Genomic DNA, 24,903 nt, shown 5'->3' with positions numbered 1-24,903 from the left:
CGCGATCGTAGCGGTAACCCGCCTGGCGGCCGGTGACGTGCAGCGCGAGGATACATTGGCCAGGCGCGTCGGCGCATGCGCCGCAGGATTGTCTGGAATGGAACGACGATGTACGACTTGCTGAAAACCATCGATGACCCCGCCGCTCTGCGGCGCCTAGAACGCCGGCAGTTGCAGCCACTGGCCGATGAGTTGCGTGCCTTCGTGCTCGACAGCGTATCGCAGACGGGCGGCCACCTGTCATCGAACCTCGGCACGGTTGAGCTGACGATTGCACTGCATTACGTGTTCGACACGCCGGCGGACCGGATTGTCTGGGACGTCGGCCACCAGACCTATCCGCACAAGATCCTGACTGGGCGGCGGGACCAGATGAGCACGCTGCGCCAGCTTGGCGGCATCTCGGGCTTTCCGCGCCGTTGCGAATCGGAGTACGACACATTTGGCACCGCCCATTCGAGCACGTCGATCTCGGCGGCGCTGGGCATGGCGGTGGCAAGCCAGCTCAAGGGCGAAGACCGGTATGCGATCGCGGTGATCGGCGATGGGGCGATGACTGCCGGCGAGGCATTCGAGGCGCTGAACAACGCCGGCGTGTGTGAGGACATCCCGTTGCTGGTGATCCTGAACGACAACGACATGTCGATTTCGCCGCCGGTCGGCGCACTGAACCGGTACCTTGCGCGGCTAATGTCGGGCAAGTTCTATGCGACCGCGAAAAAAGGCGTCGAGCGGGTGCTGCGCCACGCACCGCCGATGCTGGAGCTGGCGCGTAAGCTCGAGGAGCATGCGAAGGGCATGGTCACGCCGGCGACGCTGTTCGAGGAGTTTGGCTTCAACTACATCGGCCCGATCGATGGGCACGACCTCGATGCGCTGATCCCAACGCTGCAGAACATCCGGGGCTTGCGTGGTCCGCAGTTCCTGCACGTGGTGACGAAGAAGGGTCAGGGCTACAAGCTCGCCGAGGCCGATCCGGTGCTGTACCACGGCCCGGGCAAGTTCAATCCGGCTGAAGGGATCAAGCCGGCTGCGTCGTCGAAGAAGACGTACACGCAGGTCTTCGGCGAATGGCTGTGCGATGCGGCGGAACTGGACCCGCGGGTGGTGGGCATCACGCCGGCGATGCGCGAGGGCTCGGGGCTGGTCGAGTTCGAGCAGCGCTTCCCGCAACGCTATTTCGACGTGGGTATTGCCGAGCAGCACGCGGTGACCTTTGCCGGCGGGCTGGCGGCCGAAGGGTTGAAGCCGGTGGTGGCGATCTACTCGACGTTCCTGCAACGTGGTTACGACCAGCTGATCCACGACGTGGCACTGCAGAACCTGCCGGTGGTGTTCGCGCTGGATCGCGCGGGGCTGGTAGGCGCGGACGGGGCCACGCATGCGGGTGCCTACGACATGGCGTACCTGCGCTGCATTCCGAACATGGTAGTGATGGCGCCGGCCGACGAGAACGAATGCCGGCAGATGCTGCACACGGGATTGCAGATCGACGGGCCAAGCGCGGTGCGCTATGCGCGAGGCGCGGGGCCGGGGGTGGCCACGCAGAAGCGGCTGAGCGGGGTGCCGGTGGGCAAGGGGGAGATCCGGCGGCAGTCGCATGCGCCGGCTGGCCACCGGGTGGCGATTCTGGCGTTCGGCTCGATGCTGGCGCCGAGCTTGACGGCGGCGCAGGAGTTTGACGCGACGGTGGCAAACATGCGCTTCGTGAAGCCGCTGGACGAGGCGCTTGTGCGGCAGCTCGCCGACACGCATGAGTTGCTGGTGACCGTCGAGGAAGGTTGCGTGATGGGCGGTGCCGGCTCGGCGTGCATCGAGTCCCTACAGGCGGCGGGGATAACCCGACCGGTATTACAATTAGGGCTTCCCGACCGTTTCATCGATCATGGCGATCCGACGAAGCTGCTTGCCGCATGCGGTTTGGATGCGGCGGGAATGGCCAGCGCGATCCGCGAGCGCCTGTCAACCGTAGAACGGCAAAAGCACGATGGCAATGCGAAAACGACCCAGCTCGTCGCATAAGCCTCGCCCGCAACGGCCGTTGCTGTTTCTCATTTAGAATCTGCGCGAGCGGCACGGGCCGTCTGGCTGGGCTGCCCGTGCTGGCGCCCCGACGCTGCCGTGAACCGAGGCGTGCGCCGGTGTCAAGGAATGCCAATGAACCAGATGAATCCCGCTTTTGTGATGCCTGATGTGCAGAGCACACCAGATACCCGGCAGATCCCGATCCAGCGGGTCGGCATCAGAGCGGTCCGCCATCCGCTGACGGTGAGGACTGCGCAAGGCGATGTGCAGCCGACAGTGGGATCCTGGAATCTCAACGTGCTCCTTCCCGCCGAGCAGAAGGGCACGCACATGTCGCGCTTCATCGCGCTGCTGGACCAAGCGCAGACGCCGCTGGACATCGCTCATTTCCGCGCCATGCTGGCGACCATGCTCGAGAAGCTCGAAGCCACGGCGGGTCGCATCGAAGTCACATTTCCCTATTTCATCCGGAAAACGGCGCCTGTATCCGGCGTGCCAAGCCTGCTTGACTATGAAGTGACGCTCAGCGCCGACGCACGCGACGGTACTACACGCCTGTTTACCAAGGTGTTGGTGCCGGTGACTAGCCTGTGCCCGTGCTCGAAAAAGATCTCTCAATACGGCGCGCACAATCAGCGTTCACATGTGACGATTGCCGCCGAATTGGCTGACGACGTGCCGGTTGAAGACCTGGTGCGGATGGCCGAGGAAGAGGCATCGTGTGAGTTGTGGGGGCTGTTGAAGCGTCCCGACGAGAAGTTTGTCACTGAGCGGGCGTACGATAACCCGAAGTTCGTCGAGGACTTGGTGCGCGATGTCGCGCAGCGGCTCAATGCTGATCCGCGGATCGTCGCCTATGTGCTCGAAGCCGAGAATTTTGAATCGATCCATAACCACAGTGCGTACGCGCTAATCGAGCACGACAAGCGGCGCTCGGACTAGCCCGCTTGCCCGGCATGTGTGCCGAGCGGTGCAGGGTGCGTCGCTGGTGCGCACGCGCCACAAATGTGTCGTACATCGCTGGACGAAGGCTCACGCGTCTACAGCGGACGCTCTGCACCTCGGTCCCTGTACTAAAGGTGATTAAAGGCTATGCCGGTGGCTGCTGCGGTGTAACGTCGGCGGTGGCCGAGTTGAGTTGCTATGCGGGTTGTTGCCCCGGATCGCCGATAGCACTTAAATCCCAGCGCGGCTTGACAGTGAACGCATACAACGTATTGGCCGCCGCGGGATTGCGTTGCAGGCGTAGCGCACCCGCGAGCGCGATCATCGCACCATTATCGGTGCAGAGCGCGAGGTCGGGATAGTACACGTCGAAGCTGTGCTTGGCGGCAGCGGCACACAGCGCTTCACGCAGCTGGCGGTTTGCGCCGACCCCGCCGGCCACGACGAGCCGCTTCAAGCCTGTGCGCTTGAGGGCGGCAACCGCCTTCGCGACCAGTACTTCGACCGCGGCATCAACAAAGCCGCGTGCCAAATCGGCTTTTGCCTGCTCGCAAGCGTTCGAGCCGATTCGGCTCAGGTGCGTGAGAACCGCTGTCTTCAGTCCACTGAAGCTGAAATCCAGGTCGCCCGAATGCAGCATCGGGCGGGGCAATTCGACGGCGCCAGGCGTGCCGAACTCGGCCAGCCGCGAAACTTCCGGGCCCCCAGGATAGTTCAGTCCGAGCAATTTTGCGGTCTTGTCGAACGCTTCACCGGCTGCATCGTCCAGTGTTTCGCCGAGCGTCTGGTAGTCGCCGACCTCGGCCACCCGCATCAGCTGCGTATGGCCGCCGGAGACCAGCAGCGCAACGAATGGGAACGGCGGTGGCCTTTGCGCGAGCAACGGCGACAGCAGGTGTCCCTCGAGATGGTGAATGCCGATGACCGGCTTGCCGAGCGCCAGCCCTAACGCATTCGCGATGCTAGCTCCGACGAGCAGCGCCCCGGCGAGCCCCGGCCCCTGCGTGAATGCAATCGCATCGATTGAGGTGCGCGCCCTCCCGGCCTGCTGTAACACCTGTTCGAGCAGCGGTAGCGCACGCCGGATATGGTCACGTGATGCGAGTTCTGGCACTACGCCGCCATAGTCGCGGTGCATGGCGATTTGCGAATGCAGTGCGTGTGCTAGCAGCCCGCGCCGGCTGTCGTACAGCGCGAGCCCGGTTTCATCACATGAGCTTTCGATACCGAGGACGAGCATGAGAATCGGACAAAAGGGTGATCGAGCCGGATGTGGCCTCGTTTGCGCCACCGGCTTGCCAGATGGCCAGCGCGGCACGTGACGCCAGCAACGCAATTAGCCAGTATAGCAGTGCGACCGCCGACGTGGCTGGCAAGCCGGTAGAATGCGTGCCATGGAACACTTCGATATCGCCGTGATTGGCGCCGGCGCCGCCGGCATGATGTGTGCGGCCGTGGCCGGCCAGCTTGGGCGGCGTGTCGTGCTGATCGATCACGCGCCGCGCGTTGCCGAGAAAATCCGGATTTCCGGCGGCGGGCGGTGCAATTTCACGAACCTGCAGGCGGACTGGACCCACTACTTGTCCGAGAACCCGTCGTTTTGCCGCTCCGCGCTCGCCCGCTATACACCGCAGGATTTTTTGGCACTGTTGCGCACCCATCGTGTTCGATGGCATGAAAAGCACAAGGGGCAACTTTTTTGCGACGATTCGAGCGAGACGATTATTGACGTGCTCAAGCGCGAATGCAGCGCCGGTGGCGTCACGTGGCGCCATCCATTGCCGGTGGCGGACGTGGCCGTCGATACGATGGGGTTCGTGGTGAACACGCATGCTGGCGCGCTGCGCGTGCGCGCGCTTGTGGTGGCAACGGGCGGGCTGTCGATCCCAAAGATCGGGGCGAGCGACTTCGCGTACAGGCTCGCCAAACGCTTTGGTCATAAGCTTGTCGAGCCGCGTCCGGCGCTGGTGCCGCTGACCTTCGCCGCCGCACATTGGGCACCGTATGCGGCGCTGGCCGGAATATCGATGACGGCACGCGTATCGATAGGCAGCGACAAGCGGCGCGCCGAGTTCGTCGAGGACTTGCTGTTTACGCATCGCGGACTGTCCGGCCCCGGTATTTTGCAGATCTCCAGCTATTGGAACCCGGGGCATGCTGTGTTGATCGACCTATTGCCGTCGTTTGATGGGGCCGCCGCACTGCTTGACGCAAAAGCCGCGTCGCGTCGGCAATTGGCGAACCAGCTCGCTGAATGGATGCCGGCGCGGCTGGCGCAGTGCTGGGCGATCCAGCACGGCCTCCCGCCCCAGGTGCGGCTGGCCGATATTGCCGACAAGGCACTACATCGACTGGCCAACGGGCTCCAGCAATGGACGTTGACGCCGGATGGCACCGAAGGCTTTCGCAAGGCCGAGGTCACGCGCGGTGGCGTCGACACCCGTGAACTATCGTCGACTACGATGATGAGCAAGCGATTGCCGGGCTTGTACTTCATCGGCGAGGCGGTGGACGTGACCGGATGGCTGGGTGGGTACAATTTCCAGTGGGCGTGGTCATCCGGTGTCGCGGCGGGGCGGGCTGCCTCCGCCGCTGTTGCGTAGCGCTAGCCAGGTGCTGAAGTTCGGCATTGCGTGCACGCACATCTGCTATACTTCCACACCTTTGGTGTGTGTTGGTGGGATGCGTCCCTTTTTCATACCTCGACTGGACATGACGACGATTCGCGTTAAAGAAAACGAGCCTTTTGAAGTTGCGATGCGCCGCTTCAAACGCACGATCGAAAAGAACGGGTTGTTGACCGAGTTGCGTGCGCGCGAGTTTTATGAGAAGCCGACCGCGGAGCGCAAGCGGAAAAAGGCAGCGGCGGTCAAGCGCCATTTTAAGCGTTTGCGCAGCCAGATGCTGCCGAAAAAGCTTTACTGATCCAGTATTGCGCCGACGCGGCAGTCGAGTTGGCGCGGTCACCCCGCAAACCTGCACCGCGCGTGCAGGGATGCTGCTGTGGCAGGCGCTGATGGGGCCACGTTGCTGCGCAGACCCGCTTGTGGATGGTGTCCCAAGCGGGTTTTTGTGTTAAACGTTGGTTTATCGCGCATGCCAAAGTTCTATAGGCGAACCTGGGCCGTTAACGGCAATACGCATGAGCTTGAAAGATCGTATCAATGATGACATGAAGGCCGCGATGCGCGCCCGTGACAGCGAGCGGCTCGCGACTATCCGCTTGTTGCTGGCTGCGCTCAAGCAGCGTGAGGTGGACGAGCGCACGACGCTGGACGACACGGCGATTGTGACGGTCGTCGATAAGCTGATCAAGCAGCGCAAGGATTCGATTTCGCAGTTTCAGTCCGCCGGCCGTGAGGATCTGGTCGCGAAGGAGTCGGCAGAGCTGGTGGTGCTGCAGCAGTACATGCCCGCCCAGCTGTCCGACGTCGAGGTCGCCGCGCAGGTGCAGGACGCGATTGCGCAAGCGGGCGCGGCCGGTCCCCAAGACATGGGCAAGGTTATGGCGTTGCTCAAGGGCAGGCTCGCGGGCCGTGCCGACATGACGGCGGTTTCCGCGCAAGTGAAGGCGGCCTTGTCGACGAAGTAGTCTTGCTTGGGCGACCGTGATTCCGCACTCATTCCTGCAAGACCTGCTAAACCGCGTCGATATTGTCGACGTGGTGGGGCGGTACGTGCAGTTGAAAAAGGGCGGGGCAAACTTCAGTGGGCTGTGCCCGTTCCACAACGAAAAAAGTCCCTCGTTCACCGTTAGTCCGACCAAGCAGTTCTACCATTGCTTCGGCTGCGGCGCGCATGGCACCGCGATCGGTTTCCTGATGGAGCATGCCGGCTTGACGTTTCCTGAGGCTGTCGGTGAGCTGGCGCAGTCCGTTGGACTTACCGTTCCACATGAACCTGCACCAGGTGCATATGGTGGTGGAAGCCCGCCCGGATCGGGAAGCGGCACCGATTCGCCGCCTGCTAATGCCGGCACGGCGCGCGCGCTCGTTGACATCATGCAGGTCGCGGCCGGCTACTATCGCAAGCAGTTGCGGGGCGCACCGGACGCGATCCAGTACCTGAAGAGACGGGGCTTGACCGGCGAGATTGCGCTGCGCTTTGGATTGGGCTATGCGCCGGATGGCTGGCAAAACCTTGAGGCGGCATTCGCGGACTATCGCGACGACGCGTTGCTCGACGCAGGCCTGGTGATTGTCAGTGACAAGGCGTCGAGCAACAGCGAAGCGAGGCGCTACGACCGCTTTCGCCAGCGCATCATGTTCCCGATTCGCAATGTGCGCGGACAGGTGATCGGCTTTGGCGCACGCGTGCTCGATGGCGGCGGCGAGCCGAAGTATTTAAATTCGCCGGAAACGCCGCTATTTAACAAGGGAACTGAGTTGTACGGCCTGTTCGAGGCGCGTCTTGCGATCCGCGAGAAGGGGTTCGTGCTGGTCGTGGAAGGTTATATGGACGTCGTTGCACTGGCGCAGCTAGGTTTTCCGAATGCGGTGGCGACGCTGGGCACCGCGTGCACGCCGGTGCATGTCCAAAAACTGATGCGGCAGACTGACACGGTGATCTTCAGCTTCGACGGTGACGCGGCGGGGCGGCGCGCCGCGCGGCGAGCGTTGGACGCATGCCTGCCACATGCGGCGGACAATCGCACCATCCGTTTCCTGTTCCTGCCCGCGGAGCACGATCCGGACAGCTATATCCGCGAGCACGGCGCCCAGGCCTTCGCAGACCAGATCGGGCGGGCAATGCCACTGTCGCAGTTCTTGCTCAACGAGGTGCTGACGGACAAGGAGATCGATCAACCGGAAGGGCGGGCCAAGGCGCTGTATGACGCCAAGCCACTGCTGCAGGCACTGCCGCCCAACGCGCTGAGGGCTCAAATCCTGCACATGCTGGCGGACCGGCTGTCGACGCCCGTTGAAGAAGTGGCGCAATTCTGCGAAATTGGCTCGCGCACCGCGCCCGCGGTGCGCGGTGCGCCGGCACGTGCCGATCGCCGTCGCGTTACCGGCCACGAGCATCGGGCACTACGCAACGTGATCATGTATCCGCGCATCGTCGCGATGCTCGATGTGCAGGATTGCGACACGCTGGCCACGCTTGCCCGGCAGGGGGCCTTGTTTGCCGAGACGATCGCGCACGCACGGCAACTGGGAGACGCGGCCGAATATCGGCTGTTGAAGGACCTACTGCTTAATTCTCCGAATGCGCCGACGTATGAGGAAATCTTCCGGGAAATTCTGGTCTATGATGAAAACGTACGCGATTTGCTGCATGCGTCGCCGGACGACGACAGCGTGCAGCGGCGCGATGAGCAGGAGCGCATCGCAGCTGACGAAGTCAGGGCGGTGGTCGCGAAGATGCGCTACGACGCTTGCTGCGAACGACTTGAAATCCTGTCTCGGCAGCCAAAATTGGAAGGGGAGCAGGCCAGGGAGTTTGCCGAGTTGTCGCAGCGGCGTGCTGAACTGAAGCGTCGGGCTATGGCGTTGGCGCTTACCGGAGGAGCTTGACCGCCGTGCTATAATTGAAGGTTTTCAGCGGGGTTGTTTCCGGGGGGCGAGCTAGAGCGGGATCGCCATAGCAAAGACCGTAGGTGGAAAAGGGGCTAGATCGGCTCGAAAGCGCAGGTCAGTGGCGGTAAAGACGGCTCGGCCTGCGGCGAAACCGGCCCATTCCCCATGCGGCGTGTCGGCGAACATCGCGCGATCCGTCCAGCGGGAAGCGACGAGGCGATCTTGCGCGACGGCGAAGTCCGCCGAGCAGGCCTGCGATGCGCGCGGCCGAGGCGTTCCCGAGGCGGGCAAGTCGGAAGGTCGTGGCGACCGAGTAACAGCCGGATTAGCCGCACTGAGAGAGTATCCACGGTTGAAGCGGCGGCCGTCGAAGAGCCGCAAGTCGAGACCAGAGCCGTAATGGCGACATCCATGACGAAAAAGCTGAACGAAGTACCAGTTGACGATGAAGCGGGCCAAATCGATGAGTCGGCCGGCTCGACCCCGCCGGTAAAGGGCGAGAAGATCAAGGCGCGCGATCGCAGGGCCAAGGAAAAGGCGCTGCTGAAGGATGCGTTCGCGTCTCAGCAGCCGGGTACTGCCGAGGAGCTGGAAGAGCGCCGCTCGAAGCTGCGCGCGCTGATCAAGCTGGGCAAGGAGCGCGGCTTCCTGACGTATGCTGAAATCAACGATCACCTACCAGACAATTTCGCGGAAACCGAGGCGATCGAGAGCATCATCAGCACGTTCAACGACATGGGCGTGGCGGTCTATGAACAGGCACCCGATGCGGAAACGCTGCTGCTCAACGACAACGCGCCGTCGGTGTCATCCGACGATGAAGTCGAAGAGGAGGCTGAGGTCGCGTTGTCGACGGTGGACTCTGAATTCGGCCGCACGACCGACCCGGTGCGCATGTACATGCGCGAGATGGGCACCGTCGAGCTGTTGACACGGGAAGGTGAGATCGAGATCGCCAAGCGTATCGAAGACGGCCTGAAGCACATGGTCCAAGCGATCTCGGCGTGCCCGACGACGATTGCGGACATCCTTGCGATGGCCGAGCGGGTCGCCAACGACGAAATCCGAGTGGACGAACTGGTCGACGGCCTGATCGATCCGAACACGGAGGATGCGGACGGCTTTAGCGCGGCGGATGCGGAGGAGATCGAGTCGGAAGCTGACGAAGGCGACGAAGGCGACGAGGAAGAGGAAGAAGAGGACGAAGGTGCGGGAGCGGCCGCGGCCAGCGCCGCGCAGCTCGAGGCGTTGAAGCGTGCGTCGCTGGAGCGCTTTGCGCTGATCGGTGAGTGGTTCGACAAAATGCGTCGCGCGTACGAGAAGGAGGGCTACAAGTCCAAGTCGTATCTGAAGGCGCAAGAGGCGATCCAGGCCGAGTTGATGTCGATTCGCTTTACCGCCCGCACGGTCGAGCGGCTGTGCGACACGTTGCGCGCGCAGGTTGACGAGGTGCGTCAAGTGGAGCGCCAGATCTTGCATATCGTCGTCGACAAATGCGGGATGCCGCGCGCGGAATTCATTGCGCGCTTCCCGGGCAACGAGACCAACTTGGACTGGGCCGAGCAGATCGTCGTCGAAGGGCATTCATACAGCGCGGTGCTCGAGCGCAATATCCCGGCGATCCGCGAACAGCAGCAGCGTCTGATCGATTTACAGGCGCGCGTCGTGCTGCCGCTGAAGGACTTGAAGGAAACCAACCGTCAGATGGCGGCTGGCGAACTCAAGGCGCGGCAGGCCAAGCGCGAAATGACGGAGGCCAACTTGCGGCTAGTCATTTCGATTGCGAAGAAGTACACGAACCGTGGCTTGCAATTCCTGGATTTGATCCAGGAGGGCAATATTGGCCTAATGAAAGCGGTTGACAAGTTCGAATATCGGCGGGGCTATAAGTTTTCCACGTATGCGACGTGGTGGATCCGCCAAGCGATTACGCGGTCGATCGCCGATCAAGCGCGCACGATTCGGATTCCGGTCCACATGATCGAGACGATCAACAAGATGAACCGGATCTCACGGCAAATCCTGCAGGAGACGGGGCTCGAGCCGGATCCGGCCACGCTCGCCGAAAAAATGGAGATGCCGGAGGACAAGATCCGCAAGATCATGAAGATCGCGAAGGAACCGATTTCGATGGAAACACCGATCGGCGACGACGACGATTCTCACCTGGGCGATTTCATCGAAGATAACAATACGGTGGCGCCGGCCGACGCGGCATTACACGCGAGTATGCGAGACGTCGTGAAGGACGTGCTGGACTCGTTGACGCCGCGCGAAGCAAAGGTATTGCGGATGCGCTTTGGCATCGAGATGAGCACGGACCATACGCTCGAGGAAGTCGGTAAGCAGTTCGACGTGACGCGTGAGCGGATCCGACAGATTGAGGCGAAGGCATTGCGCAAATTGCGACATCCGAGCCGCTCGGATAAGCTGAAATCGTTTCTCGAAGGCAACTGAGCTTCATTTTGCTGCATAATTACTGATTCGGGCCTCTAGCTCATGCTTGGTTAGAGCAGCGGACTCATAATCCGTTGGTGCCGTGTTCGACTCACGGGAGGCCCACCATATTGGAGGCGGCTCGCAGCGATGCGGGCCGCTTTGTTTTGTTCCGCAAATAGCGTGCTGTTCCGCAATTGGCGCTATCGGGTGGGCGTCACCAGCTTGCCTTTTCGGTGCCGTACATACCGGCGGGTCATCTGTTCGTTGGCATGTCCAAGTTGATCTTTGGCTGCCGCCATGCCCGCTGATTCTTCCTTATCGGTGCCGGCCTTGGCGCGCAGATCCCGAAACTGGAATGCCTGAATGGCAGCTACTAGTTCATGCCGTTCTTGGTTGCGTGCCTTTTTTTATCGCAGCCTCGCGTGCATTTTGGAATCGGAACCTGAGGGCCACTGCGCTCAGGGCCGCCCCCTGCTCATTACAGACAAGTGCCAGCGGCTGCACTTTCCCGCACTTCTCGGGCCGCACCTTTAATCGATCGATCAGCGCGGCAAGCTGCCCCTCGACTGCAATTCGCAAGCGCTGGCTGGTCTTATTCTGCCGCAGCCAGACCGCGCCGTCCCACACGTCGGCCCATGTCAGCTTAAGCACATCCGCCGGCCGCTGTCCGGTCAGATAGGCCAGCTCCATCGTATGGCGAGTTGGCTCGTCAGCCTCAATCCAAACAGCTTGATACGTTTCATCATCGACGTAGGTTCCCGTCCCGTCTCGCGAAGACCGCGCACCCCCGCACAAGGGTTGGGTTTTGCCGTCAAGCCGCGCTCGCGTGCGAAATTCCAGATGTGGGAAAACAACGCCTTTTCCCGATTCGCTCGGACTTGCCCGTCGTTTCCCTTCGCGACCCGCCCCTTCCCGTGCAAACGTCCAATGGCATCTTGCACCCGCCAGTCGAGATACTGACGAATATGAATCGGTTCAATGTTGTCTAGCGGCGCAGGTGGTGCATCAAAGAACTCATACAGCTTCGCCAGTTCTTTCAAATTGTCCTGCTGCGTACGCAACCCTTTCTTCGGCAATACCTCCCGCTGATAGCGCTCCGCCACATAGCGAAACGTAATTAACTCAGCATGCCGTGGTTGTAAGTTGACAGTCAGCTCAGACCACTTCTGTACTGCCAATGCATAGTCTGAACCCAGCGGAATCTCGCACCGGGGTGTACCGCTAGTATCCAGATAATAGTATGTCCCTGAAAACCGACCACCATACTATGCGCTATGCTTTGTAGATTATTGAGGTATTTAATGCTAAAACTGCCTTGTCAATCGAAAAGTTTTTTAATTTTTTTAAAGAAAAAAGTCGGGAGAAATTTAACTGATGTTGGAATCAGTGAGGTCGAATGCAACTTACTACTGGGGAACGATGTGATGCGTTCGGCCATGTGGCTCGATCGCCACCTCCCATGGTGGCGTAGTCTCGATGCGGTACGCCAGTGCGTCATCATCAATATGGCTTTCAACATGGGCCGCAAACTGCTCACATTTGCGAACACGCTGGCTGCGATGCAGCACGGTGATTATGAAGCGGCGGCCAACGGCATGCTCGCCTCGAAGTGGGCCACGCAAGTGGGCGCTCGCGCACAGCGTCTGGCGAACATGATGCGTACCGGGAAAGAATGATGCAGTTGAACGAACACGAAAAAAATCTACTGGCGTTGGCCGTCATCGGCGCAATACTCGGGCTGGGCAAGCTGCTTGCCGATGGTGAGCGGGTCAGGCCACGACTAGTGGTGGGCCGTGTCATTGTCGGTGCGGGGTTGTGGATGAGCGCAGGTGCGGTCTTGGCAGCGTTCCCTGATTTGTCGCCGACCGGGCTAGTGGGCATCGCTTCGCTGTTTGGCATCCTTGGGCAAAATGCGTTGGAGGCGGTGGTTCAAAAATTTGTCGGACGGATGCCGGCCGGGCGAGATGGAAGCTCGGATGTTCAGTAAAACCATTGTGGCAGTTGTTACCACAGCTGCCATTTTCGCTGGCGTCAGCGTGTCGCTGTATTACCGCGCCCAGTTTGCGCAAGTGCATGCTGAAGCCGCAGCTGTTCGTGAGCGGCACGCTCGTGAGTTGAAAGCCATATCCGATGCCGCACTCGCCGCTGAGCGTAAGGCATCGGAGAACCGAAAAGATGCAGCGGTTGCAGAGCGCCTTTTCGCCGTCGCGGCCGACGACCAGCGAGAAATAGACAAGCTTCGGGCGCTCCAAGGCTACGTTTGTGCAGTACGGCCGCAGACGATTAGTTGCCAATAGGCAAATATTGTTGCCGTCATGGATCAAACATTACGCGTGATACACAGCGGAGGCAAGAAGCGACCTTGTACTCGACCATGGCCTGAACGTTTCGCCAATCTGCTATTAACAGCAACCATTTGGTTGTGCTGCGGGCGTTGCCAGCCCATGCACTGGATTGGCAAGCCCGCTCTAATATTAAGCCACTAGTCACGTGATTGGCGATCCAGCTTGTTTTGAAATAAACTTGCCATGCAAACCCCATTTTGCATTTGCGTGAAAATGGGTGTTTCCGTAATTTACCGGATAGACAAGCAAATAGCGATCGCCTGAGCGGGGTTGTCGCCGTGGTCACCCGCGTAACAATTTGCCATCCAACCATTGCCGTGCGGCCCTGACGTATGTAACCATGCTATGCCTCCGTTTTGGCAGTTGCCGCCACCAGCGATAACGATTTCGTCGGCATTGCAAGTAGCAAGGCCGACATCAGGACTTCCAGTATGGGAGTTAACTATGTTTCCAAATTCGCTAAATACGGTGCGTATCTTGGCGCCCGCCAATGCAGTTTTTCATACCCCAGATTGGCAAAAAAGTGGCGCTCCGTTGGCATCCCTTGCTTGGCGACCTTTCTCAGGGCATTTGGTGCCTTCTTCCACGATGTTTGTCACTTGAATGTCTTGAACTTGCATTGTGGTGTCCTGATAAGATTGTGCTGGCTTCCACACACCGGATTGACAAAAAAGTGGTGCCCCATTGGCATTCCTTGCTTGGCGACCATTTTCAGGGCATCCAGCGCCTTCTTCCACAACGTTTGTCACTTGAATGTCTTGGACCCGTATTGTGCTAGTCTGATTGGGGATGACCATGGAGTATCCTTCAGTATCAACATCTCCGATATCGGCCCAAGCTGACGATGCCACAAGCGAGAAAGAAAGCATCAAAATAAGTTTGATTGTTTTGCGCATGGTTATCTCACTCCATAAAGAAGTTTATTAATTCCCAATTCTAAAGGGCCATAAAACAATATAGGTATTTTTAAATACAATTGCAAGTGATGCAGGTGAGCTGTGATGGAAACGCGCCGTAAGGAAACGGCAGGGCGCAGCTTCGCCAATCAATTGTGAAGGCACTGTTACGGGTGCATGCGTGTCTGCGGGGACCGCTCCCATGTGGCCTCTATTGTGTGATAAGTTTTCTCTATCTTTGCCGACGACTAGCGTGAAATAGACAAATTTTGCACGCTCCAGCGCTACATGTGTGCAGTGCGATCGGAGACGGCTGGATGCAAGTGAAAACTGCGTCATCAATATTTGAGCCGCACGTCATTCTGGGTCCGTTTGTAGTGGTCTAATGAAACCGGACACTGATCTAGGCGAGAATGCTCGCCATGAAGAGGTCTCTGATGACGAAGCAGCGACGTACGTTTTCCCCGGAATTCAAACAGCAAGCCGCCTGTCTGGTGCTCGAGCAGGGCTATAGCCATATGGAGGCGAGCCGCTCGGTCGGCGTTGGCGAGACGGTACTGCGTCGCTGGGTGCGCCCGCTTCAGCAGGAACGTCAGGGCATCACGCCGCAAGGCAAGGCGATCACGCCGGATCAGCAACGCATTAAAGAACGCGAGGCGCGTATAGAACGCCTCGAACGTGAGAAGGCCATTTTAAAAAGGGCTACCGCGCTCTTGATGTCGGAGGGCATCGAACGTACGAAGTAATTGATCGGATCTGCGGGAGCGAATCGATCGAACTGATCTGCTTGGTATTCGGCGTATCGCGCTCCTGTCTGTATGCGTACCGGGAGCGTGCCAAACACGTTGATGCCGAACGCATGGCGTTGCGTAGCCGAGTTCACGAGCTATTCGTAGAGAGTCGCAGTTCCGCCAGCAGCCGCAGCCTCATGGGCATGATGCGGAAGGCAGGCACGGCGATTGGCCGTTTCAAGGTCAGTCGCTTGATGGAGGAGCTGGGACTGATCTGCAAGCAGCCTGGTGGCCATGCGTATAAGCAGGCGACGGTTGAGCGGATCGATATTCCGAACCATCTCAACCGTCAGTTCGAGGCTGATGCACCTAATCAGCTCTGGTGCGGCGACATCACGTATGTCTGGGCGCAAGGCCGTTGGCATTCTCTGGCGGCGGTGCTCGAGCTGTTCACGCGGCGGGTTGTTGGCTGGGCGTTCTCGACGCGTCCGGATGCCGACTGGGTCGTGCAGGCGTTGGAAATGGCCTATGAGCAGCGTGGCCGAGCGCAAGGATTGCTGTTCCCCTCGGATCAGAGCGGTCAGTATGCCAGCCGGAAATTGCGTCAGCGGCTGTGGCGCTATCGGATAAAGCAGAGCGTGAGCCGTCGCGGAAATTGTTGGGACAATTCGCCGATGGAGAGGTGGTTGCGCAGTTTTAAGACAGAATGGCTGCCACCAGTGGGTTACACGTCGGCACAGGACGCGCACCGGGATATCAGTCATTACCTGATGCACCGGTACAACTGGATACGGCCTCATCAGTTCAATGACGCACTGGCTCCGGCGGTTGCGGAAGAAAAACTTAATGCAGTGTCCGGAATCAGTTGACCACTACAAACATAATCGCGCGTTGGCGTCACGCACACGAGTGCAGTCAGTTGGCGGCCACGCATGCGCAGCCCACTGAAATGTTTATTCCTGTACAACTGCTTGTGCCGGCGCAAGTGACGCCAAGTCTCATCGTTGAATGTAAGGCTGTACGGGTTTGCTTCAATGGGCCGCTTGACCTGAGCGTATTCCGGACAGTGCTGGCAACGCTACGGTCGGCATTGTGATTGGTCTGCTCGCAGGCACGTACGTGTAGTTGGCCGCCGGCATGACGGATAGGAGAATTGGCTTCAACAGCTTTGCAAAACCGTGTTGGAGCGCGATCCATTCTTTGAGCACGTGTTCGTGTTTCGCGGCAAGCGCGGTGACTTGCTCAAGGTGCTATGGTGGAGCGGGAATGGAATGTATTGCTGACGAGGCGATTCTAGAAGGGACGCTTCATTTGGCCCCAAGCGCACAGCGGCGTCATTTGATTGAACCCAACGTAACTATCGATGCTGTTTGGAGGCATTGACTGGCGATAACAGATGAAAACGGCGCGACCGATTTCGACACTGTAAACGTTATCGCCGGCGCGTGAACTGCCGGCATGACCCGCGTGAGCTCACTTCCTGGCGACATTGAGGCTTTGAAGGCCATGCTGCTCGAGCAGGAAGCGGCGCTGCGCGAGCGTGACACGCGAGTGATCAAGCTGCAAGAGATGATTGACTTGCAACAAGCCGCATTGGCCTCGAGCGCAGCAGCAGTCGAATAACTAAAGCTGCTCATTGTCAAGTTGCGACGCATGCAGTTTGGCCGCAAATCGGAGAAATTGGATTACCAAATCGAACAACTCGAGCTACCTCTGGAAGATCTCCAGGCCAACGAGGGAGCCACTTCTGTTCAGATTCCGAAGACCGCGTGCACTTCGCCGAAAGCACCGCTACGCAAGCGACTGCCCGAGCATCTGCCGCGCGATACGTGCACCTATCGTCATCTTCTAGATTCCTTTGCCGGCATTATCGCCGGCTCAGGCTCCGAGCGTTTCATCTATCCGACTGTCCAATTTCGCGCGGCCACCCCTCGTCGGATTTGGCAAACAATTAATGCTTTACGCAAATTGCAAACCCTTGTAGGTTATCGCCTAGCGACTTGTCATGCATGCCACCAATCCACCATCCCGTCATGTCGCTAGTCGGTTGTGAAACATCTAGTCCGGCAGACATCCAAAAACCAGCAAAGTCCTTTGTGCCACCGGTTGGTCCTGCACCGCATTGGGGCGCCCATACGTTCCCACCGCCACTTACAACTTGCCATCCGGCTGGGCATGAGATGATCAGATTGTCGACTCCGCATGCATAGTTGGAGACGATTTGATATTGGGGAAGCGGAACGGCCAACCGCCACATACCGGATTGGCAAAAAAGTGGTGTTCCGTTGGCGTTCCTAGCTTGGCGACCGTTCTCAAGACATGTAGTGCCTTCTTCCACGACGTTTGTCACTTGAATGTCTTGGGCCCGTATTGTGCTGGTCCGCTCACGAGTGACCATGGAGTATCCTTCTGTATCGACACCTCCGACATCGGACCAAGCTGACGATGCCAAAAGTGAGAACAAAAGCATCAAAATGAGTTTGATTGTTTTGCGCATGGTTAACCTCACTCCTACAAAGAAGTTTATTAATTCAAATTTAAGTGGGCCCGCAAAAAATATAGTTTTTTTCAACTACAATTACAAGTGTTAAAGATGAACTTTAATGGAAACGTGTCGTAAGGGAACGGCGTAGCGCAGCTTCGGCAGGCAACTGTGAAGTCCCCGCTACGTGCGCATGTGTGTCCGCGGGCCGCTTTGTTGTGTTCCGCAATTGGCGCTATCGGGGGGCGTGTAACCAGCTTGCCTTTCCCGTGTTAAATATACTAATATTTGATTTGTTCATTGGCATGTCAAAGTTATTTTGTGGCTGCCGGCTCCGCCTTATCGGCGCCAGTCTTGGCGTGCAGATCCTGAAACTGGGCGCCTTAATGGGAGCCACCCGCTCATGTCGTTCTTGGTCGCTCGCCTTTTTCGCCGCAACCCCACGCGTATTTTAGGTCGAAATCTTATTGTCGGTGCCTTACATCTAAAGCTTCATGGCATTTGCGAAGCGTTCACGGCATCCGCTCCTGAGGGTGGCGTAGCAGCAGCATACGGGTGTCTATCGTCGCACGCTCTTGCTCCGTGAAGCGGTTGCAGTCCATAAAAGCGGTGACCTCGTTGACCGCATCTTGCCATTTGGAAGCTCTTAGCATGGCCCCCACCTGGCTCAGTACCTCCAGCAATGCTGTTGCGCTGCTGCCATCAAGTAACTGCAACGCACGCTGCCATACGTGCTTCGAGAGCGCGTCGTCTAGCAGGAAGGTCCATTCCAGCAAACCCTGTGCGACCTGCACGCGCTGCTCGGGCAACACGCGCAGCAAGGCTGGCTCCAGTAATTGGAGTTCGCGCGCGTGGTGCTCGCGCGGTAACATAACCAACCCGAATGGCAGTTTACGCAGCGCAGCGCCCAACTGCTCGTCCGGAAGCGATAGTGCTAGCGCTCGCAGCTCTGCATAGTGCGCTGCTCGCACTTCTGTCGGTAGCCTTTCTGTAGCGGCAGCTACCATGCCGAGCGGCGCACCTTGTAGCAAGGGCGGCAGCGATCGCGCTTGCTGCCGCAAGGTCGCATAGGCGGAAAGCGTTTCGCTGCTGTCGGGATCCTCCCGAGGAGAGAAGCTCAGTCGCGGAGCCAATAGCGAAATCAGTTCGGCCTTTTAAGGCGCGTCCAGGTACGCCAGTCGGTTGAGCAATGCTTGATAACGTTCACAATACTTGGACGAAGTCCATACAGCCTTAAGCACTCTGGCTAGCTCAGGCCACAAATTTGCTTGATCTGGGCGACGCCGTTCAGCCAGCGCACAAGCAAAATTGAACATTCGAAGCCGAAGCCGTATGCCTTGCGAACGATCCCACAGTGATGCAAGCATCGTTCGTTGTAATGGAAGACCCTGTTCCGGGAGGCGGTCGGCTGCCGCAAATAGTAGTTTGAACACCTCGATTTTGTGTGCCGGCGATAGCTCCATTGACTGTGACCATTTCCACAGGGCGGTGAGCGGTTCGGCCCGCAGATCCGGTTCGGTCTGAATTTGCTCAATCTCGCCTATCAGTTGTTGTAGCGATGCGAGATCGGAAACGCTGTCTGCTCGCTGGTAACAGCGCCACGCCCATCGTCTGTGACAGGCTGCGCCGACGCGTTGGGAGCGCGCTTACGTGTTCGCGCTGGTTCGTGGCTAACGTGTGACTGCAGGTGTTCATTGCATTGCTTTCTGCGCTGGGATGTCAATGCAATTTTCATAATGGCGGGAGAAGTATTCGGTTGAACAGCGGTGAATATAGGTTAGGTGGAGTCTTGTGCCGCAGGGCTGGCTGTGCGACGACAGCGCTGTGGCAGTGAAATATGACTTGCAATGAATATCCAGAGTGCTCGCAGCAAATATCCGGAGTGAGGTAGCCGACAGCGGTGCTGCCGGCGTGGTGTGTGCTGTCGCATTGGAGAGGGAGGCCCGCGGCTGACGGGGCGGGGAAGGGGTGGGGGGGGGGGCGTATCGGGCGTGCTCGACGGGCGGGTGAGGTGAGAAAAGAGTGCGCTGAAAAAAATGTCCGCGGGCCCTTGTGGTGGAGGCGCGATTGGCTTATGATTCGCCCCCTTGCTGCAGTGCGCAGCGGGGCCGCTGAAGGAGCAAGCGCAGCGGGCGGGGTGGTCAACGGGGTGTGAGGCGGTCAGCATTGCACCAGGGTGGTAAAAAAGTTGTTGACGCTTCGCAAGATTGTGTTCATAATCTCGTTTCTCTGCTGCTGATGCAGCGACGCGATGCGGGGCTGAGGTCGGATGGGCCGAGGCGCAGGTAGCGCGATGCTCTTTAACAAGTAACAGCCGATAAGTGTGGGTACTTGATGGCGAGGCGGGCGGTAGTCGGGGGTAACAGTCCGGCTGCGGCCAAGCGAAGGAATACATCAAGTCTCATACGAAATGAAGGTAGGTTTTGAGAGATCGAAACTTGTCAACGTTTTGAGTTGAGCGACAGGGTCTGCGAGGGCCCAAACAAGTAACAGGTTTGAACTGAAGAGTTTGATCCTGGCTCAGATTGAACGCTGGCGGCATGCCTTACACATGCAAGTCGGACGGCAGCGCGGGCTTCGGCCTGGCGGCGAGTGGCGAACGGGTGAGTAAGACATCGGAACGTGTCCTAGAGTGGGGGATAGCCCGGCGAAAGCCGGATTAATACCGCATACGCTCTGAGGAGGAAAGCGGGGGACCTTCGGGCCTCGCGCTCAAGGGGCGGCCGATGGCAGATTAGCTAGTTGGTAGGGTAAAGGCCTACCAAGGCGACGATCTGTAGCTGGTCTGAGAGGACGGCCAGCCACACTGGGACTGAGACACGGCCCAGACTCCTACGGGAGGCAGCAGTGGGGAATTTTGGACAATGGGGGCAACCCTGATCCAGCAATGCCGCGTGTGTGAAGAAGGCCTTCGGGTTGTAAAGCACTTTTGTCCGGAAAGAAAACAGCCTGGCGAATAACTGGGCTGGATGACGGTACCGGAAGAATAAGCACCGGCTAACTACGTGCCAGCAGCCGCGGTAATACGTAGGGTGCGAGCGTTAATCGGAATGACTGGGCGTAAAGCGTGCGCAGGCGGTTTGCTAAGACCGATGTGAAATCCCCGGGCTTAACCTGGGAACTGCATTGGTGACTGGCAGGCTAGAGTATGGCAGAGGGAGGTAGAATTCCACGTGTAGCAGTGAAATGCGTAGAGATGTGGAGGAATACCGATGGCGAAGGCAGCCTCCTGGGCCAATACTGACGCTCATGCACGAAAGCGTGGGGAGCAAACAGGATTAGATACCCTGGTAGTCCACGCCCTAAACGATGTCAACTAGTTGTTGGGGATTCATTTCCTTAGTAACGTAGCTAACGCGTGAAGTTGACCGCCTGGGGAGTACGGTCGCAAGATTAAAACTCAAAGGAATTGACGGGGACCCGCACAAGCGGTGGATGATGTGGATTAATTCGATGCAACGCGAAAAACCTTACCTACCCTTGACATGGTCGGAACCCTGCTGAGAGGTGGGGGTGCTCGAAAGAGAACCGGCGCACAGGTGCTGCATGGCTGTCGTCAGCTCGTGTCGTGAGATGTTGGGTTAAGTCCCGCAACGAGCGCAACCCTTGTCCTTAGTTGCTACGCAAGAGCACTCTAGGGAGACTGCCGGTGACAAACCGGAGGAAGGTGGGGATGACGTCAAGTCCTCATGGCCCTTATGGGTAGGGCTTCACACGTCATACAATGGTCGGAACAGAGGGTTGCCAACCCGCGAGGGGGAGCTAATCCCAGAAAACCGATCGTAGTCCGGATTGCAGTCTGCAACTCGACTGCATGAAGCTGGAATCGCTAGTAATCGCGGATCAGCATGTCGCGGTGAATACGTTCCCGGGTCTTGTACACACCGCCCGTCACACCATGGGAGTGGGTTTTACCAGAAGTGGCTAGTCTAACCGCAAGGAGGACGGTCACCACGGTAGGATTCATGACTGGGGTGAAGTCGTAACAAGGTAGCCGTATCGGAAGGTGCGGCTGGATCACCTCCTTTCTGGAGCTCAAGTGCCTCCAAATCAAGTACTCACGCTTATCGGCTGTGAAAGTCACAGGGACAGACAACGGGTCTGTAGCTCAGTCGGTTAGAGCACCGTCTTGATAAGGCGGGGGTCGTTGGTTCGAATCCAACCAGACCCACCACGCAAGTGGAGTGTGCGCTGAGCGCGGCGCGCCGTGCGGCCCAAACCCAATAAGGGGGCATAGCTCAGCTGGGAGAGCACCTGCTTTGCAAGCAGGGGGTCGTCGGTTCGATCCCGTCTGCCTCCACCACCGCTCAATCGCGAGCGCTCGAGGCTCGAGCGCTGGCGATTGACCTGTGGGTCAAGCAGTGCAGTATGGCTGTGACGTTCTTTAACAATCTGGAAAAAGAAGCAGTAATGTCTATTGGACGCGTCTTGAGATGGGCGTGGAAGATAGACGGGTAGTGATTGATAGTATTATTTTGAGTGATCTGAGAAGACGCTTGGAAGATACGGCACAACGCGAAAACTCAGCCTATGATAGGTGCGTTGCAAGACGGACTTGTTATAGGGTCAAGCGAACAAGTGCATGCGGTGGATGCCTTGGCGATCACAGGCGAAGAAGGACGCGGTAGCCTGCGAAAAGCTGCGGGGAGCTGGCAAACGAGCTTTGATCCGCAGATGTCCGAATGGGGCAACCCGGCCCGTATGGGTCATCGGTGACTGAATCCATAGGTCACGCGAAGCGAACGCGGCGAACTGAAACATCTAAGTAGCCGCAGGAAGAGAAATCAACCGAGATTCCCAAAGTAGTGGCGAGCGAAATGGGATGAGCCTGTACCATTTAGCATCCTGGTTAGCCGAAGGCTCTGGAAAGGGCGGCCGTAGCAGGTGATAGCCCTGTAGGCGAAAACCAAGGTGTGGAACTAGGGGTACGAGAAGTAGGGCGGGACACGTGAAATCCTGTCTGAAGATGGGGGGACCATCCTCCAAGGCTAAATACTCGTGATCGACCGATAGTGAACCAGTACCGTGAGGGAAAGGCGAAAAGAACCCCGGGAGGGGAGTGAAATAGATCCTGAAACCGCATGCATACAAACAGTCGGAGCCTCGTAAGGGGTGACGGCGTACCTTTTGTATAATGGGTCAGCGACTTACGTTCAGTAGCGAGCTTAACCGGATAGGGCAGGCGTAGCGAAAGCGAGTCCGAATAGGGCGCACAGTTGCTGGGCGTAGACCCGAAACCAAGTGATCTATCCATGGCCAGGTTGAAGGTGCGGTAACACGTACTGGAGGACCGAACCCACTAACGTTGAAAAGTTAGGGGATGAGCTGTGGATAGGGGTGAAAGGCTAAACAAACTTGGAAATAGCTGGTTCTCTCCGAAAACTATTTAGGTAGTGCCTCGTGTCTCACCTTCGGGGGTAGAGCACTGTCATGGTTGAGGGGTCCATTGCGGATTACCTCGCCATAGCAAACTCCGAATACCGAAGCGTGCAATCACGGGAGACAGACGCCGGGTGCTAACGTCCGACGTCAAGAGGGAAACAACCCAGACCGCCAGCTAAGGTCCCTAAAATTGGCTAAGTGGGAAACGAAGTGGGAAGGCTAAAACAGTCAGGAGGTTGGCTTAGAAGCAGCCACCCTTTAAAGAAAGCGTAATAGCTCACTGATCGAGTCGTCCTGCGCGGAAGATGTAACGGGGCTAAGCCAGTTACCGAAGCTGCGGATGCGCACGCTAAGTGCGCATGGTAGGAGAGCGTTCCGTAAGCCTGCGAAGGTGCATTGAGAAGTGTGCTGGAGGTATCGGAAGTGCGAATGCTGACATGAGTAGCGATAAAGGGGGTGAAAGGCCCCCTCGCCGTAAGCCCAAGGTTTCCTACGCAACGTTCATCGGCGTAGGGTGAGTCGGCCCCTAAGGCGAGGCAGAAATGCGTAGCTGATGGGAAGCAGGTTAATATTCCTGCACCGTCGTTAGATGCGATGGGGGGACGGATCGCGGAAGGTTGTCCGGGTGTCGGAAATCCCGGTCCCTGCATTGGAGAAGGCGCTTTGGCAAATCCGGGCGCGTAATTCAAGGGTGTGGGGCGAGCGGCCTTGAGCCGCGAAGCAATCGGAAGGGGTCCCAAGAAAAGCCTCTAAGCTTCAGTCTAACGAGACCGTACCGCAAACCGACACAGGTGGGCGAGATGAGTATTCTAAGGCGCTTGAGAGAACTCGGGAGAAGGAACTCGGCAAATTGGTACCGTAACTTCGGGATAAGGTACGCCCTGCTAGCTTGACTGGCCTGCGCCAGGAGGGTGAAGGGGTTGCAATGAACTGGTGGCTGCGACTGTTTAATAAAAACACAGCACTCTGCAAACACGAAAGTGGACGTATAGGGTGTGACGCCTGCCCGGTGCCGGAAGATTAAATGATGGGGTGCAAGCCCTTGACTGAAGTCCCGGTAAACGGCGGCCGTAACTATAACGGTCCTAAGGTAGCGAAATTCCTTGTCGGGTAAGTTCCGACCTGCACGAATGGCGTAACGATGGCCACACTGTCTCCTCCCGAGACTCAGCGAAGTTGAAGTGTTTGTGATGATGCAATCTACCCGCGGCTAGACGGAAAGACCCCATGAACCTTTACTGTAGCTTTGCATTGGACTTTGAACCGATCTGTGTAGGATAGGTGGGAGGCTTGGAAGCGTGAACGCTAGTTTGCGTGGAGCCGTCCTTGAAATACCACCCTGGTTTGTTTGAGGCTCTAACCTAGTGCCCTGAATCGGGCACGGGGACCGTGCATGGTAGGCAGTTTGACTGGGGCGGTCTCCTCCCAAAGCGTAACGGAGGAGTACGAAGGTACGCTAGGTACGGTCGGAAATCGTGCTGATAGTGCAATGGCATAAGCGTGCTTAACTGCGAGACCGACAAGTCGAGCAGGTGCGAAAGCAGGTCATAGTGATCCGGTGGTTCTGTATGGAAGGGCCATCGCTCAACGGATAAAAGGTACTCTGGGGATAACAGGCTGATACCGCCCAAGAGTTCATATCGACGGCGGTGTTTGGCACCTCGATGTCGGCTCATCTCATCCTGGGGCTGTAGCCGGTCCCAAGGGTATGGCTGTTCGCCATTTAAAGAGGTACGTGAGCTGGGTTTAAAACGTCGTGAGACAGTTTGGTCCCTATCTGCCGTGGGCGTTGGAAGTTTGAGGGGGCCTGCTCCTAGTACGAGAGGACCGGAGTGGACGAACCTCTGGTGTACCGGTTGTCACGCCAGTGGCATCGCCGGGTAGCTATGTTCGGAAGAGATAACCGCTGAAAGCATCTAAGCGGGAAACTCGCCTCAAGATGAGACTTCCCCGGGGACGCGATCCCCTTGAAGGGTCGTTCAAGACCAGGACGTTGATAGGTCGGGTGTGTACGCGCAGTAATGCGCTTAGCTAACCGATACTAATGGCCCGTAAGGCTTGATCCTATAACTGGTCCGTTTTACCGTTGTGCCACCACGCAACCTACCGACTGCTTCCCATTCCAGATTGGCTGGCGCG

At 58.2% G+C, this 24,903-nt stretch carries 16 protein-coding genes, 3 tRNA genes, 2 rRNA genes and 4 pseudogenes; 19 read left to right on the top strand and 6 right to left on the bottom strand.

Going from position 1 to position 24,903, the window contains the following annotated elements:
• Positions 1-108: 108 nt before the first annotated feature.
• On the top strand, positions 109-2,022 hold the full coding sequence (dxs, locus tag IHE30_RS02510) for a 1-deoxy-D-xylulose-5-phosphate synthase (protein WP_337688553.1): 1,914 nt from the start codon (positions 109-111) through the stop codon (positions 2,020-2,022).
• A 135-nt stretch (positions 2,023-2,157) separates the two neighbouring features.
• On the top strand, positions 2,158-2,967 hold the full coding sequence (gene folE2, locus IHE30_RS02505; RefSeq protein WP_337688552.1) for a GTP cyclohydrolase FolE2: 810 nt from the start codon (positions 2,158-2,160) through the stop codon (positions 2,965-2,967).
• Positions 2,968-3,166: 199 nt separating this feature from the next.
• On the opposite strand, the gene tsaD is transcribed toward folE2, so the two are convergent.
• A complete protein-coding gene (tsaD, locus tag IHE30_RS02500; protein ID WP_337688550.1) occupies positions 3,167-4,210 on the bottom strand; it encodes a tRNA (adenosine(37)-N6)-threonylcarbamoyltransferase complex transferase subunit TsaD in 1,044 nt (347 codons plus the stop codon).
• 139 nt (positions 4,211-4,349) lie between these two features.
• Between tsaD and IHE30_RS02495 the strand changes: the two are divergent.
• The 6 genes and pseudogenes from IHE30_RS02495 to IHE30_RS02470 all read left to right on the top strand — a co-directional run.
• Positions 4,350-5,573 (top strand): annotated as a pseudogene (locus IHE30_RS02495) (NAD(P)/FAD-dependent oxidoreductase); the annotation flags it as partial.
• A 109-nt stretch (positions 5,574-5,682) separates the two neighbouring features.
• Entirely contained in the window at positions 5,683-5,895 is a 213-nt protein-coding gene (gene rpsU / locus IHE30_RS02490) for a 30S ribosomal protein S21 (RefSeq protein ID WP_013434742.1), read from the top strand.
• Between the two features lie 217 nt (positions 5,896-6,112).
• Entirely contained in the window at positions 6,113-6,562 is a 450-nt protein-coding gene (locus IHE30_RS02485) for a GatB/YqeY domain-containing protein (RefSeq protein ID WP_337688548.1), read from the top strand.
• A gap of 16 nt (positions 6,563-6,578) precedes the next feature.
• Positions 6,579-8,486 (top strand): DNA primase, encoded by a 1,908-nt coding sequence (gene dnaG / locus IHE30_RS02480; RefSeq protein WP_337688546.1) that lies wholly within the window; start codon positions 6,579-6,581, stop codon positions 8,484-8,486.
• A 414-nt stretch (positions 8,487-8,900) separates the two neighbouring features.
• On the top strand, positions 8,901-10,946 hold the full coding sequence (gene rpoD / locus IHE30_RS02475) for an RNA polymerase sigma factor RpoD (protein ID WP_337688544.1): 2,046 nt from the start codon (positions 8,901-8,903) through the stop codon (positions 10,944-10,946).
• A 29-nt stretch (positions 10,947-10,975) separates the two neighbouring features.
• A tRNA-Ile gene (locus tag IHE30_RS02470) sits at positions 10,976-11,054 on the top strand.
• Between the two features lie 252 nt (positions 11,055-11,306).
• On the opposite strand, the gene IHE30_RS02465 is transcribed toward IHE30_RS02470, so the two are convergent.
• Positions 11,307-11,618 (bottom strand): tyrosine-type recombinase/integrase, encoded by a 312-nt coding sequence (locus IHE30_RS02465; RefSeq protein WP_337688542.1) that lies wholly within the window; start codon positions 11,616-11,618, stop codon positions 11,307-11,309.
• Complete coding sequence (locus IHE30_RS02460; protein ID WP_337688539.1) at positions 11,600-12,106, bottom strand: hypothetical protein; 507 nt, start codon at positions 12,104-12,106, stop codon at positions 11,600-11,602. The genes IHE30_RS02465 and IHE30_RS02460 overlap by 19 nt, the downstream gene beginning before the upstream one ends.
• A gap of 123 nt (positions 12,107-12,229) precedes the next feature.
• Between IHE30_RS02460 and IHE30_RS02455 the strand changes: the two genes are divergently transcribed.
• From IHE30_RS02455 to IHE30_RS02445, 3 genes and pseudogenes are all read left to right on the top strand, one after another.
• Complete coding sequence (locus tag IHE30_RS02455; RefSeq protein ID WP_337688537.1) at positions 12,230-12,604, top strand: glycoside hydrolase family protein; 375 nt, start codon at positions 12,230-12,232, stop codon at positions 12,602-12,604.
• Positions 12,604-12,915 carry a holin gene (locus IHE30_RS02450; protein WP_337688535.1) on the top strand — a complete coding sequence of 104 codons (312 nt, stop codon included), beginning with the start codon at positions 12,604-12,606 and terminating at the stop codon, positions 12,913-12,915. Before IHE30_RS02455 ends, IHE30_RS02450 begins: the two co-directional genes overlap by 1 nt.
• Before the next feature lie 184 nt (positions 12,916-13,099).
• A pseudogene (locus IHE30_RS02445) lies at positions 13,100-13,225 on the top strand (lysis system i-spanin subunit Rz); the annotation flags it as partial.
• A 548-nt stretch (positions 13,226-13,773) separates the two neighbouring features.
• On the opposite strand, the gene IHE30_RS02440 reads toward IHE30_RS02445, so the two are convergent.
• A complete protein-coding gene (locus tag IHE30_RS02440; protein ID WP_337688533.1) occupies positions 13,774-14,169 on the bottom strand; it encodes a hypothetical protein in 396 nt (131 codons plus the stop codon).
• Between the two features lie 437 nt (positions 14,170-14,606).
• On the opposite strand from IHE30_RS02440, the gene IHE30_RS02435 reads away from it, so the two are divergent.
• The 4 genes and pseudogenes from IHE30_RS02435 to IHE30_RS15045 form a co-directional block, all read left to right on the top strand.
• Positions 14,607-15,769 (top strand): IS3 family transposase gene (locus IHE30_RS02435; RefSeq protein ID WP_337688979.1). Its coding sequence is split into 2 segments (ribosomal slippage): positions 14,607-14,862 and positions 14,862-15,769, totalling 1,164 coding nucleotides; the frame shifts between segments, so codons are not numbered across the junction.
• A gap of 300 nt (positions 15,770-16,069) precedes the next feature.
• Positions 16,070-16,183 (top strand): annotated as a pseudogene (gene tnpB, locus IHE30_RS15055) (IS66 family insertion sequence element accessory protein TnpB); the annotation flags it as partial.
• A 184-nt stretch (positions 16,184-16,367) separates the two neighbouring features.
• A complete protein-coding gene (locus tag IHE30_RS15050) occupies positions 16,368-16,523 on the top strand; it encodes a hypothetical protein (RefSeq protein ID WP_443193580.1) in 156 nt (51 codons plus the stop codon).
• A pseudogene (locus IHE30_RS15045) lies at positions 16,524-16,727 on the top strand (transposase domain-containing protein); the annotation flags it as partial.
• A gap of 124 nt (positions 16,728-16,851) precedes the next feature.
• On the opposite strand, the gene IHE30_RS02425 reads toward IHE30_RS15045, so the two are convergent.
• Together IHE30_RS02425 and IHE30_RS02420 are read right to left on the bottom strand one after the other, a co-directional pair.
• Entirely contained in the window at positions 16,852-17,397 is a 546-nt protein-coding gene (locus tag IHE30_RS02425) for a hypothetical protein (RefSeq protein ID WP_337689025.1), read from the bottom strand.
• 497 nt (positions 17,398-17,894) lie between these two features.
• Entirely contained in the window at positions 17,895-18,515 is a 621-nt protein-coding gene (locus IHE30_RS02420; RefSeq protein WP_337688532.1) for a hypothetical protein, read from the bottom strand.
• A 1,364-nt stretch (positions 18,516-19,879) separates the two neighbouring features.
• On the opposite strand from IHE30_RS02420, the gene IHE30_RS02415 reads away from it, so the two are divergent.
• The 4 genes from IHE30_RS02415 to IHE30_RS02400 all read left to right on the top strand — a co-directional run bounded on the left by IHE30_RS02415 (position 19,880) and on the right by IHE30_RS02400 (position 24,830).
• A 16S ribosomal RNA gene (locus IHE30_RS02415) occupies positions 19,880-21,410 on the top strand.
• Positions 21,411-21,479: 69 nt separating this feature from the next.
• Positions 21,480-21,556: transfer RNA gene (locus IHE30_RS02410), tRNA-Ile, on the top strand.
• 53 nt (positions 21,557-21,609) lie between these two features.
• Positions 21,610-21,685, top strand: a tRNA-Ala gene (locus IHE30_RS02405).
• 261 nt (positions 21,686-21,946) lie between these two features.
• Positions 21,947-24,830 (top strand): 23S ribosomal RNA (locus IHE30_RS02400).
• Together the 16S and 23S rRNA genes with 2 tRNA genes alongside form the textbook arrangement of a ribosomal RNA operon.
• Positions 24,831-24,903: the final 73 nt, after the last annotated feature.

Origin of the sequence: Mycetohabitans sp. B46 (assembly GCF_037389205.1) — a bacterium.
In the GTDB taxonomy this organism is placed as follows: domain Bacteria; phylum Pseudomonadota; class Gammaproteobacteria; order Burkholderiales; family Burkholderiaceae; genus Mycetohabitans.
Note: the sequence above shows the minus strand (reverse complement) of the source record. Positions and strands in the feature narration are given on the sequence as shown.

Excerpts from the sequence above, each read along its gene's own strand:
- dxs (WP_337688553.1), top strand. The coding sequence starts at position 109 with ATGTACGACTTGCTGAAAACCATCGATGACCCCGCCGCTCTGCGGCGC.
- folE2 (WP_337688552.1), top strand. The coding sequence starts at position 2,158 with ATGAACCAGATGAATCCCGCTTTTGTGATGCCTGATGTGCAGAGCACA.
- tsaD (WP_337688550.1), bottom strand. The coding sequence starts at position 4,210 with ATGCTCGTCCTCGGTATCGAAAGCTCATGTGATGAAACCGGGCTCGCG.
- rpsU (WP_013434742.1), top strand. The coding sequence starts at position 5,683 with ATGACGACGATTCGCGTTAAAGAAAACGAGCCTTTTGAAGTTGCGATG.
- IHE30_RS02485 (WP_337688548.1), top strand. The coding sequence starts at position 6,113 with ATGAGCTTGAAAGATCGTATCAATGATGACATGAAGGCCGCGATGCGC.
- rpoD (WP_337688544.1), top strand. The coding sequence starts at position 8,901 with ATGACGAAAAAGCTGAACGAAGTACCAGTTGACGATGAAGCGGGCCAA.
- IHE30_RS02465 (WP_337688542.1), bottom strand. The coding sequence starts at position 11,618 with ATGGAGCTGGCCTATCTGACCGGACAGCGGCCGGCGGATGTGCTTAAG.
- IHE30_RS02455 (WP_337688537.1), top strand. The coding sequence starts at position 12,230 with ATGCTAAAACTGCCTTGTCAATCGAAAAGTTTTTTAATTTTTTTAAAG.
- IHE30_RS02450 (WP_337688535.1), top strand. The coding sequence starts at position 12,604 with ATGCAGTTGAACGAACACGAAAAAAATCTACTGGCGTTGGCCGTCATC.
- IHE30_RS02440 (WP_337688533.1), bottom strand. The coding sequence starts at position 14,169 with ATGCGCAAAACAATCAAACTTATTTTGATGCTTTCTTTCTCGCTTGTG.
- IHE30_RS02425 (WP_337689025.1), bottom strand. The coding sequence starts at position 17,397 with ATGCGCAAAACAATCAAACTCATTTTGATGCTTTTGTTCTCACTTTTG.